The sequence below is a fragment of the Nodularia spumigena CCY9414 genome (assembly GCF_000340565.2).
Classification (GTDB): domain Bacteria; phylum Cyanobacteriota; class Cyanobacteriia; order Cyanobacteriales; family Nostocaceae; genus Nodularia; species Nodularia spumigena.
The window spans coordinates 5,412,521-5,427,528 of sequence record NZ_CP007203.1; the positions used below are offsets into that span (position 1 = coordinate 5,412,521).

A 15,008-nucleotide genomic window follows, 5' to 3' on the forward strand; every position below is an offset into this window, starting at 1 on the left:
TAGAACAATGCTATGCTAAGTACACACTTAAAACAGATTGAAAGATATAGAATTGTTGGTGGTGCGTTGCGCTGCCCGACAACACACCCTACTTGGTTTATCTTTACCTATTTAAAAATATTTGAACCTCCCCACGTCTAAAGCCAGGGGATTCTTGCCTACCTGAAAAAGGCGACAACGGGACATTCAAGTATCCCTCTACTCACTCAAAGAGCTTTTGCTCTCATTCGCGCATACTTTCTGAGTCCTTCATATTTTAAAGATGAACGCTCCATATCCTGCCATTATTCGCCCTTTAACTATTCCGAATCGAGTCGGATATGTCCGTTGCCGGGATTGCTCCGTACTAGGATACTTCAATGCGCTGAAGGTTATTCCTACTTGTTTTCTCGCTAATCTATTTTAACACTGTGGCTAAAGCCACGCAATCGTTTGACGGAACTTAAAAGTTCTTACCGCCTTCTCCCCATGCCTAAAGTCAGGGGCTTGCGTCTCGTTTTTCGGTCAAATCAGACTCCGCCAAAGGTCTTTATAAGCTATAGTTGGGACTCGACTGAACATAAACAAAGGGTATTAGCATTATCGGATAAGCTATGTGAATGGGGAATTGACAGCAATCTTGACCAATATGAATTAGCGCCTTTCCAAGGCTGGCCGCGGTGGATGGAAAGACAAATTGAGCAAGCTGATTTTGTTTTAGTAATATGTACAAAAATCTATAAACTTCGTTACGAGGGTAAAGAAGAACCAGGACGAGGAAATGGTGTGCGATGGGAAGGAAATCTGATATGTCAAAACTTTTACAATAAAGGTACATTAAATCGGAAGTTTATCCCTATATTACTCGAATCAGGTAAATTTGAGGATATCCCTACTCCTTTGCAAGGAACTACTCATTATTTTGCTCACAATGATGAAGGCTATGAAAACCTTTATCGCCACTTAACTAATCAACCTGCAAATGAAAAACCAGACCTTGGTAAGCTGAGACGTTTGCCACGTGTTCAGCATCATGTTACTTATCCAACTCCCTCAAAACCTACACAACAAGAAGATCAAGGCTTCACAGAAGATTTAGGTGGTGGTGTAAGCCTAGAAATGGTTAAGATTCCTGGTGATACTTTTACGATGGGTGCTTCCAAAAAAGAGGAACGAAGTAGCGATGATGAACGTCCCGAACACCAAGTAACAGTTCCATCCTTTTATATGGGAAGATTCCTCGTTACTCAACCACAATGGGCAAGAGTAGCTGCATCTTTTCCACAAATTAATAGAAAACTAGAGACTCGACCATCTCATTTTAAAGGAGATGACAATCTTCCTGTAGAGAGTATTTCGTGGTATGATGCAGTTGAGTTTTGCAAAAGACTGTCTCAAAAAACAGGTCGTGATTATCGACTACCCAGTGAGGCAGAATGGGAATATGCTTGTCGTGCCGGCACCTATACACCTTTTCATTTTGGTGATATAATTACAAGTGAAGTGGCTAACTATGATGGTAACTCCACTTATGGTAATAGCCTGAAAGGACAGTATCGGCAAAAAACAACGCCTGTAGGCAGCTTTCCTCCTAATGCCTTTGGCTTGTATGATATGCACGGAAACCTGTGGGAATGGTGTTTAGATACCTGGCACAGTAACTATAAAGTTGCGCCAAGGGATGGTAGCGCTTGGATTGATAATGATAATCAAAAGTTTCGGCTGCTGCGCGGTGGTTCCTGGGGCAGCAATCCGAGGCTTTGCCGTTCTGCGTCTCGCGTACGACCCGGTCAATAGGCTCGTCCTCATCGGTTTTCGGGTTGTAGTTTCCGCCGCGAGGACTCTTTAGCCCTTTGCACTCTAGCCCTCTGCTCTTGTTCCTCTTTGCCCTTTCCTAGCGTAGTGAAACGGAGCGATCAAATTATTTTTTCAGCAGAATATACTCTTAATATCTAAGATAGCAGATAAAATCTATTTTGTAAACCTAACAGCAAAATTCCTCAAATATTCAATAAATAAAACTGAGTTGGGTAGCTTGGTAGGTGTCAAAGCCGAACAGTTGCCCAACTCTTTTACCTTACAGCGATTTTCAGCTAAATGAACCACATTTTTATGTCGGGCTACGCCCCGCTACGCTAACACGCAGAGGCGCAAAGGCGCACCAGAGGAATTAAGAGTGTGGTCTAAATACATGAAAACTGCTGTAACTTATATTCCAGCATTTTTTGGTGAATTACCCCAAGAAATAATTTAGCTGAAAATCTCCCCTCTCCTGGCGAAGACAGACGGCTAAACTAATAATAGTATGAATAGCAATAATAGTATGACTGCTGCTACGACTGTAAAAACTGAGTACGAAGCGATTATTGGTCTAGAAACCCATTGTCAACTGAGTACCAATACCAAGATTTTCTCCAATAGCTCTACAGCTTTCGGTGCTGACCCTAATACTAACATTGACCCTGTGTGTATGGGTTTACCTGGGGTTTTACCTGTACTGAATGAAAAAGTCCTGGAATATGCTGTGAAAACCGGCTTGGCTTTGAATTGCCAAATCGCTAAATATAGCAAATTTGACCGTAAACAGTATTTTTATCCTGACCTGCCTAAAAATTACCAAATTTCTCAATATGACCTCCCTATTGCTGAACATGGTTGGTTAGAAATCGAAATGGTAGATGCTGAAGGGAACCCAATTCGTAAACGCATTGGTGTGACTCGTTTGCACATGGAGGAAGATGCGGGAAAATTGGTACACGCGGGGAGCGATCGCCTATCTGGATCTAGCTATTCTCTGGTAGACTACAATCGTGCAGGTGTGCCATTAGTGGAAATTGTCTCGGAACCTGACTTGCGTTCTGGTGAAGAAGCTGCGGAATATGCTCAAGAAATCCGCAGAATTGTGCGTTATCTCGGTGTCAGTGATGGCAATATGCAAGAAGGTTCTCTACGCTGTGATGTCAATATCTCGGTGCGTCCAGTGGGGCGAGAAAAGTTTGGCGTGAAGGTAGAAATTAAAAATATGAACTCGTTCAACGCCATTCAACGGGCGATTGATTACGAAATTGAACGCCAAATTGCGGCTATTGAAGCGGGTGAACCCATTATCCAAGAAACTCGCCTGTGGGAAGAAGGCGCTCAACGCACAAGTAGTATGCGGGTGAAGGAAGGTTCTAGTGATTACCGCTATTTCCCTGAACCAGATTTAACTCCCATTGAGGTATCTAACACGCAATTAGAAGCATGGCGCAGCGAACTTCCCGAATTACCCGCCTACAAACGTCATCATTATGAAAGTGATTTGGGGCTTTCGGTTTATGATGCACGGGTGTTGACAGAAGACCGCACTGTGGCTGATTATTTTGAAAGTGCAATTAAATCTGGTGCAAATGCCAAAGCTGCTGCTAACTGGATTACTCAAGATATCGCCGCCTACCTGAATAAGCAAAAGCTCAGTATTACCGAAATTGCTTTAACTCCCGCCAATTTAGCTGAGGTAATTACTCTAATTGAATCTGGTAAAATTAGCAATGCCCAAGCTAAACAAAAGCTACCAGATTTACTTGATGGTGTTTCCCCGGAGAAAGCTTTTGCAGGTCAAGAGTTAATCACTGATCCTAGTGTACTAGAACCGATCATTGATGAGGCGATCGCCGCTAACCCCAAAGAACTAGAAAAGTATCGCAACGGTAATACAAAGCTGAAAGGCTTCTTTGTGGGACAGGTTTTGAAGAAAACTGACAAACGAGCTGATCCTCAGTTGACTAATGAATTAGTCGAGAAAAAACTAAATTCTTAGGTGTTTATCGCTTTTTTAAGTAATTCTTCATCATATCTTTACAAAGAACGCGGAAAAAGAGGTTACACCCCTCACACCTAAAGAGCTATTCTGTGTGTAGTAGAACCCTAATGATCTGGAGAGCCGCATAAGTAGCTCTCCTTATTTTTTTAATCATGCGGATTTAATCGAATACAGAAAACCTCACCCCCAACCCCTCTCCTTAGTAAGGAGAGGGGAGAAGAATTAGTTAACCACAGATGCACACAGATGAACACAGATAAGAAGGAGAGGGGAGTTAATGCAGTTCTCTTTTGAGTAGGTACGCGTTCGCGTCTCCCCTGGGGAGAAGAATTAGTTAACACAGATGCACACAGATGAACACAGATAAATTTGTTTAAGTGCAAGGGGATAAAAAATTGGTATAAGTTATTATTCATGACTGTGAGAACTTAAACAATTGCGTCTAACAATTAATGGTCAATTCTACCCTCTTTGCCACAATCTATGTCAATCCTGTCCAGGGGAATGATACCAATATTGGTTCTCGGTCGAGTCCGTTTAAAAGTCTCACCCGTGCCTTAAAAGCTACTAAAACAGCCGTAATTATTCAGTTGACATCCGGGACTTATAGTGTAGCTAATGGTGAGGTGTTTCCCATAGTTATTTCTGGGGGAGTGACAGTCATCGGTAACGAAGCGAATAAAGGTGCTGAAATTGTGATTTCTGGGAGTGGTGAGTATGAAACTCCCAGTTTTGGTAGACAAAGTATGACATTACTGTTGCAAGGTAATGCTAGTCTCTTAGGTGTGACGGTGACTAACCCCGTGCCTAAAGGTACTGGTATCTGGATTGAATCGGCTGCAACAAATGTGGCTAATAATACTTTTGTTAATTGTGGACGAGAAGGTATATTTGTGACTGGGAATGCTAAACCCGCCATTGTGGATAATGTGTTTAGGCAAAATTCCGCCAGTGGCTTGATGATGGCGCGTCATAGCAAGGGAGAAGTGTTGCGAAATGTGTTTCAAAAAAACTCTTTGGGTATTGCTATCAGCGATTATGCTGCGCCATTAATAGCAAATAATACAATATCTGATAACCGTTCGGCGATCGCTCTTTCTCGCAATGCTAGACCTGTACTGCGTCATAATCGGATTACCAAAAATACTCAAGGCGGGATGTTAGTCAATGGTGACGCTATTCCTGATTTAGGTAATAACCAAGACGCGGCTGGTAATATTTTTCTGAATAATAATCTATACGATTTACATAATAATACACCACAGCCGCTAGTTTCCGCAGGTAATCAGTTGAATCCTACCCAAGTCAAGGGAAGGGTAGATTTTATTGCTGTCCTAGAAGATCATCCGCGCAGCATCTCAGGTAGCAGCAGTATTTTTTCTGACTTAGCTGGACATTGGACAGCAGATTTTGTGGAAGCATTGGTGCAAAGAGGGGCGATTAGTGGCTTTCCCGATGGCACTTTTGCCCCAGATTCCCCGATAAATCGCGCTCAGTATGCAGCCATCATTGCCAAAACTTTTAAGTTACAAATAAGAAATTTAGGTAGTAAATTTACGGATGTAAATTCCAGTTTTTGGGCAGCATCAGCGATTTCCCAAACGGCTGAAATGGGTTTTATCAGTGGGTTTCCCGATAGGACATTTCGCCCCGGTCAAAACTTGACAAAAGTACAGGCTATAGTATCAATAGTTAATGGCTTAAAACTCACAGGCGGCAATCCCCAGGTGTTAAACGTGTACCGCGATCGCACTCAAATTCCCAGTTATGCCACGAATGCTGTAGCAATTGCCACCCAATCGTTACTGGTGGTTAACTATCCCCAAACCGAACAACTAGAACCTCTGCGAGATATAACTCGTGGTGAAGTGGCAACATTAATTTATCAAGCCTTGGTAGCCAAGAGTCAAGAAAAGGCGATCGCATCACCCTATATTGTCAGCCCCGATGTCAATATCCCCGGATTTACCGATATTAGCGGACACTGGGCAGAACCCTTTATTCGGGGGTTAGCTAGCATGAATTTAACTCATGGTTTTGCTGATGGTAGCTACCGGCCAGATAAACTCATGACTCGCGCCGAATATGCGGCTTTAGTCGCAGTGGCTTTTAATCCTGCACCCAAACGCCCCCCATTTAATTTTACAGACATATCCCCAGATTTTTGGGCTGATGAAGCTTTACAAATTGCCAGTAGAGGTGGCTTTATCAGTGGATTTAACGACCGCACCTTTCGCCCGGCTGAAAATGTGCAACGAATACAGGTAATACTCTCCTTAGTGAATGGACTTACCCTACCAACAGCTGATAACAATGCCTTACTCACTTATACTGATAGTCAGACAATTCCTAATTATGCTCGTCAAGCAGTTGTAACTGCTACACAGCAAAGAATTGTGGTCAATTACCCCAACCCTAAACAACTTGTGCCGACGCGGGAAGCAACACGTGCCGAAGTAGCCGCAATGGTTTATCAAGCATTAGTTGCTATTCAGCGAGCCTCAAGAATTAATTCCACCTATATTGTTTAGACAGTGGGCAGTTGACCAAGTAAAATGAAATACACTGTTTATCAGCCTGGAAATTCTTGGTAATCAATCCTATAGCTAAAAACACGCTAGGCTATAAGCGATGGGTAGACAATTTATACCCCTCGTCTGAAGCCAATAGTCCCATGTTAACAACAGCCTCACAATCCTCTGCCGAATTGGCGATCGCTCTATTAACTCACTATAGTTTTGACCTCAATGGCTACACTGCCAATGAGCTAATGAACCGTTGGCAAACTGAATACCCAGTAAAATGGTTGCACTTAGCAGTCGTGGAAGCCCTATATCAAGGTCGTTATAAAGGAATTTCGGTGCAGCAAATATTAGTATTTTGGCAGCGACGGGGGCAGGTTATTTATCATTTCAATATGGAATTTGAACGCCTGATTTGTAGCAAATTTCCCGAAAGCTTAACGGAAGTGGATACACCAGTTCTACCTCCTCTCAAGCCAAAAATTCCATCTGAGTCCCCATTGATTCATCAACCAGTTACAGCCAATCCCTTACCTGCTATGGTGGGTAATCGGTATAGGCAAACTCAAACAGCAACCCTACAACCGATGAATGCAGAAAAAGAGGAGAAATCCGGACAAAACATATTAGCATCTTCCACTCTTAGCACTGCTGCAACTGGTACTCAGACTAGGGTAAACTCACAAAACCGTCTTCAGGGAAATTCCCCCTTACCAAAACCTCACGAGCCAAAAAAACTACTACCACCATCTGCGAATCATCCACCCATTGGGCAATTTACTCCCGCAACCAGCGATCACTCTGATTCATTTACGTCAAAACTTAAAGCGATGTCGGACGACAAGCGATAACGCTTCTATGCCCAGGAAGAACTCGATACTTATATTCATAAATTCAAGTTTGGATAACCCTAAGCAAAGGTTTAAACATTCTTCAACCTTGAGGTTGCCATATTTTTAACTAAGCTGTTTCCCACTCCCCACTCCCCACTCCCCACTCCCCACCCAACTGACGTTGGCATGGGGAGGACGATAATTTTCGCAATCTGACATCGGTACTATTTTTTAATAATAAATCAGTGGATTATGTTCCGGCAGCATTTACAGTTAGTGCCAAAGATCGGCGAGCGATCGCAGGGGAATTATTTCTCATGTCAATAATTCATCTAACTATCTTAGCCTATCTAGAATTTCACCCCCTAAAACTCATATTAAGCTACTTTTTACCGATAGCAATGGGCAATGCAGCCTTGATGTTCTATATTTATACGAATCATCTGCTTTGTCCGATGACCGATGTTAATGATCCACTGGTAAATTCTACATCTTTACGGGTTTATAAAATATTTGACCTGTTACATTTTAATTTCTCCCACCATACAGAACATCACCTTTTTCCAGGCATGAACTCTGATTATTATCTCATGGTTAGAAAGTTGTTAGAAACTGATTATGCTGAGAAATATAATTTATTAGATGCACCAGAAGCCTGGCGCTTGTTGATGAAAAGTCCTCGGCATTACAAAGATGAAAATACTTTGACAGATTGGGCAGGAAAAGTCACTATACCTTGTCCCCTTAACCAAAAAGTGAAGGTTTAACGTCAAAAATTTCCCTCTCCTTCTCCCTTTGGTTTACTGATACACACAAATGATTAAATTACTTCAAATCCTTTTTTGTAGTGGGGTGGGTTTCTAGTACAAGACGGCGTAAATAAACAGACCATTCAAAATCCCTGAAAAGCCCATTTTATAAGCTTTTTGACTTTTGACTTTTGACTTTTGACTTCCGCCTTGCGGTACTAGTCCCCCCAGAACAGGCAAGATGCCTGTTCCACAAGAAAATCATTATGCGCCTTACCAGAATTCAAGCCAATGTGGGTGAAATTTTCCGACTTGTGTGTATACCGTAGCTACCTTTGGGAGAAGGGGAGAAGCTATGGGAAGGTAAGCAGAGGGGTTGGGGGTGAAATTGGTGTATTTTATTTTAACGGCTCAATTATAGTTTTTAAACCGTTACTATTGAGAACTTGTACTATTTCATCGGCATTACTGCGATCGCTAAAAACTCCCACTTGCATGACTCTACGACCCTGCCGCATAGTCGGAAATGCACCCGGTGCCAAATTTCGCACAATGTCTCGTTCCCTATCAGTTGCAGCATTGACTATGACGCGATAACGTACACCCGCTTGATTGGTATATGCAGTGGTCTGAGTTGGGCGAGTATTGCCATTGGGAATTGGTAACAGAGGTGATCCCCCAAAAGGAGGTGCGGCTGATGTGGTCGGTAATTGCCCTGGAGAAGGTGACTGGGGGGCTGTAAATTCCACAATATTGGGGTCAATGTTCACATAATTGACCTGTGACTGATTCGCCTGCTGGGGCTGACTGGGGGCAGAAAAAATAATTTCTCCATTCTCCGGTATTGCCTCGCTGATGCGACTTGCTACAGTATTAGGCTGAGGTTTGTTAGGGCCCGGTGCTGTTTGAGCGTTGAAATCTACCTGACCAGCAATGCGATTTTGGGACAGCTTATTACCAGCAGCAGGAATCGTCTGCTTACTAGCACTAGCATTAATGTCATGGCGAGCATTATTGCGAAATTCGTTACCACCTGGTTCAGCAATAGTACCTAAATTAGGGATAGCTTGAGCGATCGCCACTAAACCATCCTCACTATTGCCTTGAATTAAATTATTGCGTAAAATCGGGCGCGCATTGGCTTGTACTACAATTCCAGCGCGGTTGTTTTGAATTTGATTCAGGGATATTACAGGAGCAGCATTTTGAGTAATATTTATGCCAAATCCTGTTTGCTCAAAGACATTTTCCCGCACTTCCGGTTGGGAATCACCGCCAATGGTCATACCATTCGCCCCATTACGATGAAAGTAATTCTGCCTAATTCTCGGCGCACTGTTACCAGTTAGGGAAATCCCATCCTGAGTGTTGCCGATAAACGTATTGTTTGCAATCAAGGGATTGCTCGATTCAATCCACACACCAAAACCACGGGTATGGGGATTTGTGACCGTTACCCCACGTAACTCAGCTTCATCTGCGCCCACGATAGTCACATTTTGACCGCCAAAGCTGCGACTGAGGAATCTCCCACCGCCTTTAATTGTAATTCCCTGTCCTTTGCTCAGAGGATCGCCTTGAACAGCAACACCCCGTTTGAGTTTGAGGGGAAAAACCTCTCCAGTCTCAGCGCTATAAGTACCAGGGGAGAGCATAATCATTGTATTGTCCGAGGCGACTTTCAAAGCTTGAGTAATCGTCTGTAAAGGAGCGCTTTCACTACCATTACCCGATGAGTTATTTCCCGCACTGGGATTGACAAATAACATTTTAATTTCAGACCTTGTGCTTTCCCCCTGGGCTATCTGATTTGCTGTAGATGGAATTTGAGCCAAGACCTTTCCAGGGTTGATACCCAGTAGGGTTATGCTTGTCACTCCTAAGCCAAGGGTGAAAGATAAAATGGAGGAAACTAAAGGACAGACTAATTCCAGGGAAGAATTTGATCTGTTATCCTGGTTATTTAGCTTTAATTGCAGGTTCTGTGCTTGACGATATTCAGAATACATAATGGGATAAATCCACTTGTGATAAGTCCTAACAATCAAGTTTTATCCTCTAAGACACTAGAATGTCGAGAATTATATATCTTAGACTCAATTTATTATTTCGGGTTTCTGCTCTGAGAAAGTTCCCATGAAAAAAATCCCTCATTTGTAGGGTGTAGTGACTCATAGGATAAAAAAGCATGAACACTGGAATTTTTGCGATCGCCTTAGCCTCTATACATTTATTTGCAGGTAAACTAAGATGCTTCCAAAAGACTCCACATAGTCGTTGGTTCTCCTTTGGGAGTGGGGTATCTGTGGCTTATGTGTTTATCCACATTTTGCCAGAACTGAGTCAAGCACAAGTAACACTCCAAAACGGTGTAAATATAGGAGTTAGTTTTTTAGAGCATCATGTTTATTTGGTAGCACTTTTAGGTTTAACAATTTTTTATGGCTTGGAACGATTAGCCAAAACATCGCGTCAACGTCAACAAAAAATAGGAAATGCAGATGTAAGTTATTTATATATTTTTTGGCTACATATTGCTTCTTTTGCGATTTATAACCTCTTAATTGGCTACTTGCTAGTACACAGAGAAGAACCAGGTATCAAGAGTTTATTATTATTTTCTTTTGCTATGTCGCTACATTTTATAGTCAACGATAATGGTTTGCGTAAAAATTACAAAAAAAACTATGATAAAATTGGACGATGGCTGTTAGCAATAGCAGTAATTATCGGCTGGCTAATTGGCATAGTTACAGAAATTAACCAAGCCTTTGTTGCGGTTTTATTTGCTTTTTTAGCCGGAGGTATTGTACTCAACGTCCTGAAAGAAGAACTACCAGAAGAGAGAGAAAGTTGCTTTTGGTCATTTGCTTTTGGTACAATCAGCTATGCAATTCTGCTATTAGCTATTTAAGAGGAAACATAGTCAAAAATAGTGTTGTTAGCCCCTTAAACAAATTATCATCAAACAAAGACAGAAATCTTATTAGCTATTAAGGTAAGTTCTTACATACAGCAGAATCAGATAAAGATATAGGACTCCTATTTGATCTCTGTTGGCGTAGCCTGCGGTTTGCGCTTACAACTCAAAAAGCTGTTTCCCACGGACTACGGACCACGGACCACGGACCACCTACGCAAGTAAGTATGGCTACGCCACGCAAGCTATCAAAAATCAAAGCGGATTACTATCAGGACTTACGCAAAATCATGAAAAAACGAACCACAAAGAACGCGTTGGCGCTAGCCTCTCCCCTTCTCCCAAAGGGAGAGGCTAGCGCCAAGGGAGAAGGACACGAAGGAAAGAGGGTTGCAGAGAGTTATTGCGTAAGTCCTAACTATATTAGGACTTACGCACAAATTACGGAATAACGAACCACACCAGACGCAGAGGACACAGAGGAATAAGGGTTTGAGAAGGTTTTTGGGTAAGTCCTGGATATATCTGTGTTCATCTGTGTTCATCTGTGGTTCCTAACTTATATAGCTAGTCAAAGCCAGGTATTATGTAGCGAGCTAATTGTATAATGCTGGATCTGGTTTTTGTTCACTTTAAGATATATTATAAAGTCGTCCCTAAATCTTTGTAAGTTATGTAGTCAGCTATTGATGTATAAATATATAGTCAATTTCTACTTATTTTTCCTATGTCCGGACTAGAAAATTTTAATCAAAATGTCTAAAAGTGTTGAGATTACGTCATTTAAAGAAAGTAATAATAGGGTTGTTGTCATGGTCGAGCCACACAGCCAAAAAGCACAAATACAGCAAGTAGTTTACCGTATTTTAGATGCAAATCTAGACCGCGCCCGCGAAGGCTTGCGAATTATTGAAGAATGGTGTCGCTTTGGGTTAAATAATGCTCAATTGCTGGGAGAATGTAAGTACCTGCGTCAAGAGTTGGCTCATTGGCATACTGCTGAACTGCGGGCGGCGCGGGATACACCAGGGGACCCCGGTACAGAATTGACCCATCCCCAGGAAGAACAACGCTCTAGCATTAAAGCGCTATTACAAGCCAATTTTTGCCGTGTCCAAGAAGCAATGCGGGTGCTGGAAGAATACGGTAAACTTTACCATCCAAATATGGGTAAAGCTTTTAAGCAAATGCGCTATCGTGTTTATACCCTAGAGTCTAGTTTAATGGGTTACGAGCGCTATCAACTGCTGTGGCGATCGCATTTATATCTAGTCACTTCTCCCTCAGAAACTTTATTTAAAACGGTAGAAGCGGCTCTCAAAGGTGGATTAACTCTGGTACAGTACCGCGATAAAACTGCTGATGATACTGTGCGTGTGGAACAGGCGACAAAATTACGGCAACTATGTCATTCCTACGGCGCTTTGTTTATCATTAATGACAGAGTGGATCTAGCTTTGGCTGTGGATGCAGATGGGGTACATTTGGGACAGCAAGATATGCCCATTGCTATGGCCAGACAATTACTCGGTCACCAGCGTTTGATTGGGCGTTCGACTACAAATGCGGAAGAAATGCAAAAAGCAATTGCTGAAGGTGCAGATTATATTGGTGTCGGTCCAGTTTATGAAACTCCCACAAAAGCAGATAAGGCAGCAGCAGGGTTAGAATATGTCAGTTACGCCGCCCAAAATAGCTCAATTCCTTGGTTTGCGATTGGGGGTATAGATGCAAATAATATCAATGATGTGATTTCGGCGGGAGCAGAACGTGTAGCGGTGGTACGAGCTATCATCCAAGCTGAACAGCCTACGTTGGTGACACAATATTTAGTTTCCCAACTGCATCGGATCAAACTATAACCAATTTAAAACTCAGCCCTTGAAGATGTCTAATCAGATTACCCTCCAGGTAAATGGAGAAACGCGTAGTTGCTTGACCCAAACTTCTTTACCAGATTTACTCCAACAATTGGGTTTTAATCCCCGTTTAATAGCGGTGGAGTATAACGGTGAGATTTTACACCGTCAATTTTGGTCACAAACACAAGTACAGCCAGGCGATCGCTTAGAAATTGTTACCATTGTCGGGGGTGGTTAATTCAACAAACCATTAGGGATAGGTTCAGATAGGTACAGCGAACGGTGAAGGGTTCTGCGCCTAGCTAATTCTTTACCTTTGCGACCGAGTTGTTCACGTAAGTTTTGGTCATTACACAATCGTTTGAAGGCTTGAAAAACGTCATATCCAGACTGGGAATTCACCAGAAGACCATTTTCTTCATGACGAACTATATCAATCACAGAGCCTAAACGAGAAGCAATCACAGGCTTACCGAAGTAACTTGCTTCTAAGTAGACAATACCAAAACCCTGTATATAGGCTTGGGGATTTGATAAAGTTAACATAGCAAACATATCACAAGCTGCATAATATCCCGCTAATTCCCCATCAGGGACATATCCAGTCAAGTGTACCCGCTTGTCTACCCGCAAGCGCTGCGCTAAATTTCTTAATGCAGTTTCACATGGCCCTTGACCGCAAAGTATATAGTGAACATCGACTCCAATAGTCAGCAGTAGGGGTAAATTTTCAATCACCCGCTCGAAGCTTTTCTGCTTGACTAACCTTCCTACTGAAAGAATCACTATTGCTGTTTCGGGAATATTATGGGCTTCCCGCACGCGTTGACGTAAATCATCAAAATTATTTTGATTCTTGTCTACACCAAATTTTTCTGGTCTGACTACAGGTTGAATGACATGGGTAGGAGTTTGTAAGCGAAAAGACTTGCGGAGATAATCTTGGGTTACGTAACTGTTACAAACAATTCCTTCCGCGCGTGTCAGGGTCAATTTCAAGAGCGATCGCAATACAGGATTGTGTACAATATCCAGAATATCACTACCATGCAAATGAATAAAAAAGCGTATGGGTAGGATATAACTCAATAACAACAACGCCGGAAAATCGTAGCCGTGAGCCCATTCAATATAACGGTAGTGATAGCGAAAATATAGTTTAATGGCTAAGAAGAATGAGCAAACTAAATTGATAGCAGGCTGCAAAAAACTCCCCATCAAATCACCCAGCCAGTAGCGAGAATTTGCCCAGCGATATACAGGAAACTGTTGAGCTTGGTCAAATACTTGATCACCAGAACAACCAGCCGCCAGAACAACTACCCGTTCCGGATCTTGCAAACAACGATTATAGAAATATTCCCCAATTACTGCCTTTTTTGGCAGAAAGAAATGGGATATTACTAGAATGTCAGGGTATGGGGTGTGATCTCGGACTTTTGTGGGCAGTTGTGAGATATGTTCCATGCTACTTGTGATAAGTTTAATTCAAATAATATGCAAGTGTTATTGTTTTTTTACAACCCGTAATTAATACAAACAAGGCTGAGATATTTCTATACATGATTGCCACTCTGTAGGATATAGCTTGAAAAAAGATAATTTTCCATCTTTATTTGAGCGAATGCATTACACATATCTCAGCCATATTTTAAACCATTAAGTATGGAGAATTGTTTATTATTTCTGTGAAGTGTTTGTTAATTATATTAGTGGTTGCTAAATGCACAAAAATTGATAATTTAAATCAAATAATTACGAAAAAATGAATACATAAAAAAGTGCAAATTGTAGCTAAATTAATGAATAATAAACTGCTACAAAGATTACTAAGGCTTGTTTATCTTAATAGATTATCCTAAATAACCGTGGTTGTGATGCCAAAATGCCAAAGATATAGACCAAATTCAAATATGCGTCTTCGGTGAACCCTGATAGAGATTTTCTCGCCAGAACTCTAATGAAACTTCTATTGTTATAATAAATAAAATTCTGTCTAAAATATGAGAGGATGTTTTAAAAGTTTTGGGCGAACATAACATCCTCTGAGCAGAACTTGATCGCCATCACTAAAAAGACAGTATATGGGAAGAGGCTTGATGGAAGCACTTGCGGTGGACAGTGGGTATTTTCCAATACTTGTTTTGTTAACCTCTACCGAGAAGGAGAGGGCGGATGAAGGAACGGGGGTCTGGTTCATGTACGGTTATCTACTACAGAAATCCCCCCTCCGCTTACTGTCTAACCAAGATAAGACGCGGTAAATTAGAGATGTAGCTAAAAAATATGAATGTTAAACAGGACTTACGCAAAATTATGAAAGAACGAACCGCAAAGGACA

General features: G+C 41.8%; 10 protein-coding genes. 8 read left to right on the forward strand and 2 right to left on the reverse strand.

What is annotated here, in order from left to right; genetic code table 11:
• The first annotated feature begins 468 nt into the window (after positions 1-468).
• The 5 genes from NSP_RS23410 to NSP_RS23430 all read left to right on the forward strand — a co-directional run bounded on the left by NSP_RS23410 (position 469) and on the right by NSP_RS23430 (position 7,903).
• Positions 469-1,776 carry an SUMF1/EgtB/PvdO family nonheme iron enzyme gene (locus NSP_RS23410; protein WP_071839363.1) on the forward strand — a complete coding sequence of 436 codons (1,308 nt, stop codon included), beginning with the start codon at positions 469-471 and terminating at the stop codon, positions 1,774-1,776.
• 526 nt (positions 1,777-2,302) lie between these two features.
• Entirely contained in the window at positions 2,303-3,778 is a 1,476-nt protein-coding gene (gene gatB, locus NSP_RS23415; protein ID WP_042202079.1) for an Asp-tRNA(Asn)/Glu-tRNA(Gln) amidotransferase subunit GatB, read from the forward strand.
• Between the two features lie 455 nt (positions 3,779-4,233).
• Entirely contained in the window at positions 4,234-6,312 is a 2,079-nt protein-coding gene (locus NSP_RS23420; protein WP_006196033.1) for an S-layer homology domain-containing protein, read from the forward strand.
• A 143-nt stretch (positions 6,313-6,455) separates the two neighbouring features.
• Positions 6,456-7,154, forward strand: a complete 699-nt coding sequence (locus tag NSP_RS23425; RefSeq protein ID WP_006196032.1) for a hypothetical protein — start codon at positions 6,456-6,458, stop codon at positions 7,152-7,154.
• 227 nt (positions 7,155-7,381) lie between these two features.
• Positions 7,382-7,903 (forward strand): fatty acid desaturase family protein, encoded by a 522-nt coding sequence (locus NSP_RS23430; RefSeq protein WP_017804472.1) that lies wholly within the window; start codon positions 7,382-7,384, stop codon positions 7,901-7,903.
• Positions 7,904-8,283: 380 nt separating this feature from the next.
• Here NSP_RS23430 and NSP_RS23435 read toward each other — a convergent pair whose 3' ends face one another.
• On the reverse strand, positions 8,284-9,894 hold the full coding sequence (locus NSP_RS23435; protein WP_006196030.1) for a DUF1565 domain-containing protein: 1,611 nt from the start codon (positions 9,892-9,894) through the stop codon (positions 8,284-8,286).
• Between the two features lie 179 nt (positions 9,895-10,073).
• Here NSP_RS23435 and NSP_RS23440 point away from each other — a divergent pair, with 179 nt between their 5' ends.
• From NSP_RS23440 to thiS, 3 genes are all read left to right on the forward strand, one after another.
• On the forward strand, positions 10,074-10,799 hold the full coding sequence (locus tag NSP_RS23440) for a hypothetical protein (protein WP_006196029.1): 726 nt from the start codon (positions 10,074-10,076) through the stop codon (positions 10,797-10,799).
• A 761-nt stretch (positions 10,800-11,560) separates the two neighbouring features.
• Positions 11,561-12,667, forward strand: a complete 1,107-nt coding sequence (locus NSP_RS23450; protein ID WP_006196027.1) for a thiamine phosphate synthase — start codon at positions 11,561-11,563, stop codon at positions 12,665-12,667.
• 25 nt (positions 12,668-12,692) lie between these two features.
• Positions 12,693-12,905: a sulfur carrier protein ThiS gene (gene thiS / locus NSP_RS23455; protein WP_006196026.1), complete on the forward strand. Its 213-nt coding sequence runs from the start codon at positions 12,693-12,695 to the stop codon at positions 12,903-12,905.
• Here the strand turns inward: thiS and NSP_RS23460 are convergent.
• Positions 12,902-14,134, reverse strand: a complete 1,233-nt coding sequence (locus NSP_RS23460) for a glycosyltransferase family 4 protein (protein ID WP_006196025.1) — start codon at positions 14,132-14,134, stop codon at positions 12,902-12,904. The genes thiS and NSP_RS23460 overlap by 4 nt on opposite strands.
• Positions 14,135-15,008 lie beyond the last annotated feature (874 nt).

Bases quoted from the DNA above. Each gene is read 5' to 3' on its own strand.
- NSP_RS23440 (WP_006196029.1), top strand. From the start codon at position 10,074: ATGAACACTGGAATTTTTGCGATCGCCTTAGCCTCTATACATTTATTT.
- NSP_RS23460 (WP_006196025.1), bottom strand. From the start codon at position 14,134: ATGGAACATATCTCACAACTGCCCACAAAAGTCCGAGATCACACCCCA.
- NSP_RS23410 (WP_071839363.1), top strand. From the start codon at position 469: ATGCCTAAAGTCAGGGGCTTGCGTCTCGTTTTTCGGTCAAATCAGACT.
- NSP_RS23420 (WP_006196033.1), top strand. From the start codon at position 4,234: ATGGTCAATTCTACCCTCTTTGCCACAATCTATGTCAATCCTGTCCAG.
- NSP_RS23435 (WP_006196030.1), bottom strand. From the start codon at position 9,894: ATGTATTCTGAATATCGTCAAGCACAGAACCTGCAATTAAAGCTAAAT.
- NSP_RS23450 (WP_006196027.1), top strand. From the start codon at position 11,561: ATGTCTAAAAGTGTTGAGATTACGTCATTTAAAGAAAGTAATAATAGG.
- thiS (WP_006196026.1), top strand. From the start codon at position 12,693: ATGTCTAATCAGATTACCCTCCAGGTAAATGGAGAAACGCGTAGTTGC.
- NSP_RS23425 (WP_006196032.1), top strand. From the start codon at position 6,456: ATGTTAACAACAGCCTCACAATCCTCTGCCGAATTGGCGATCGCTCTA.
- gatB (WP_042202079.1), top strand. From the start codon at position 2,303: ATGACTGCTGCTACGACTGTAAAAACTGAGTACGAAGCGATTATTGGT.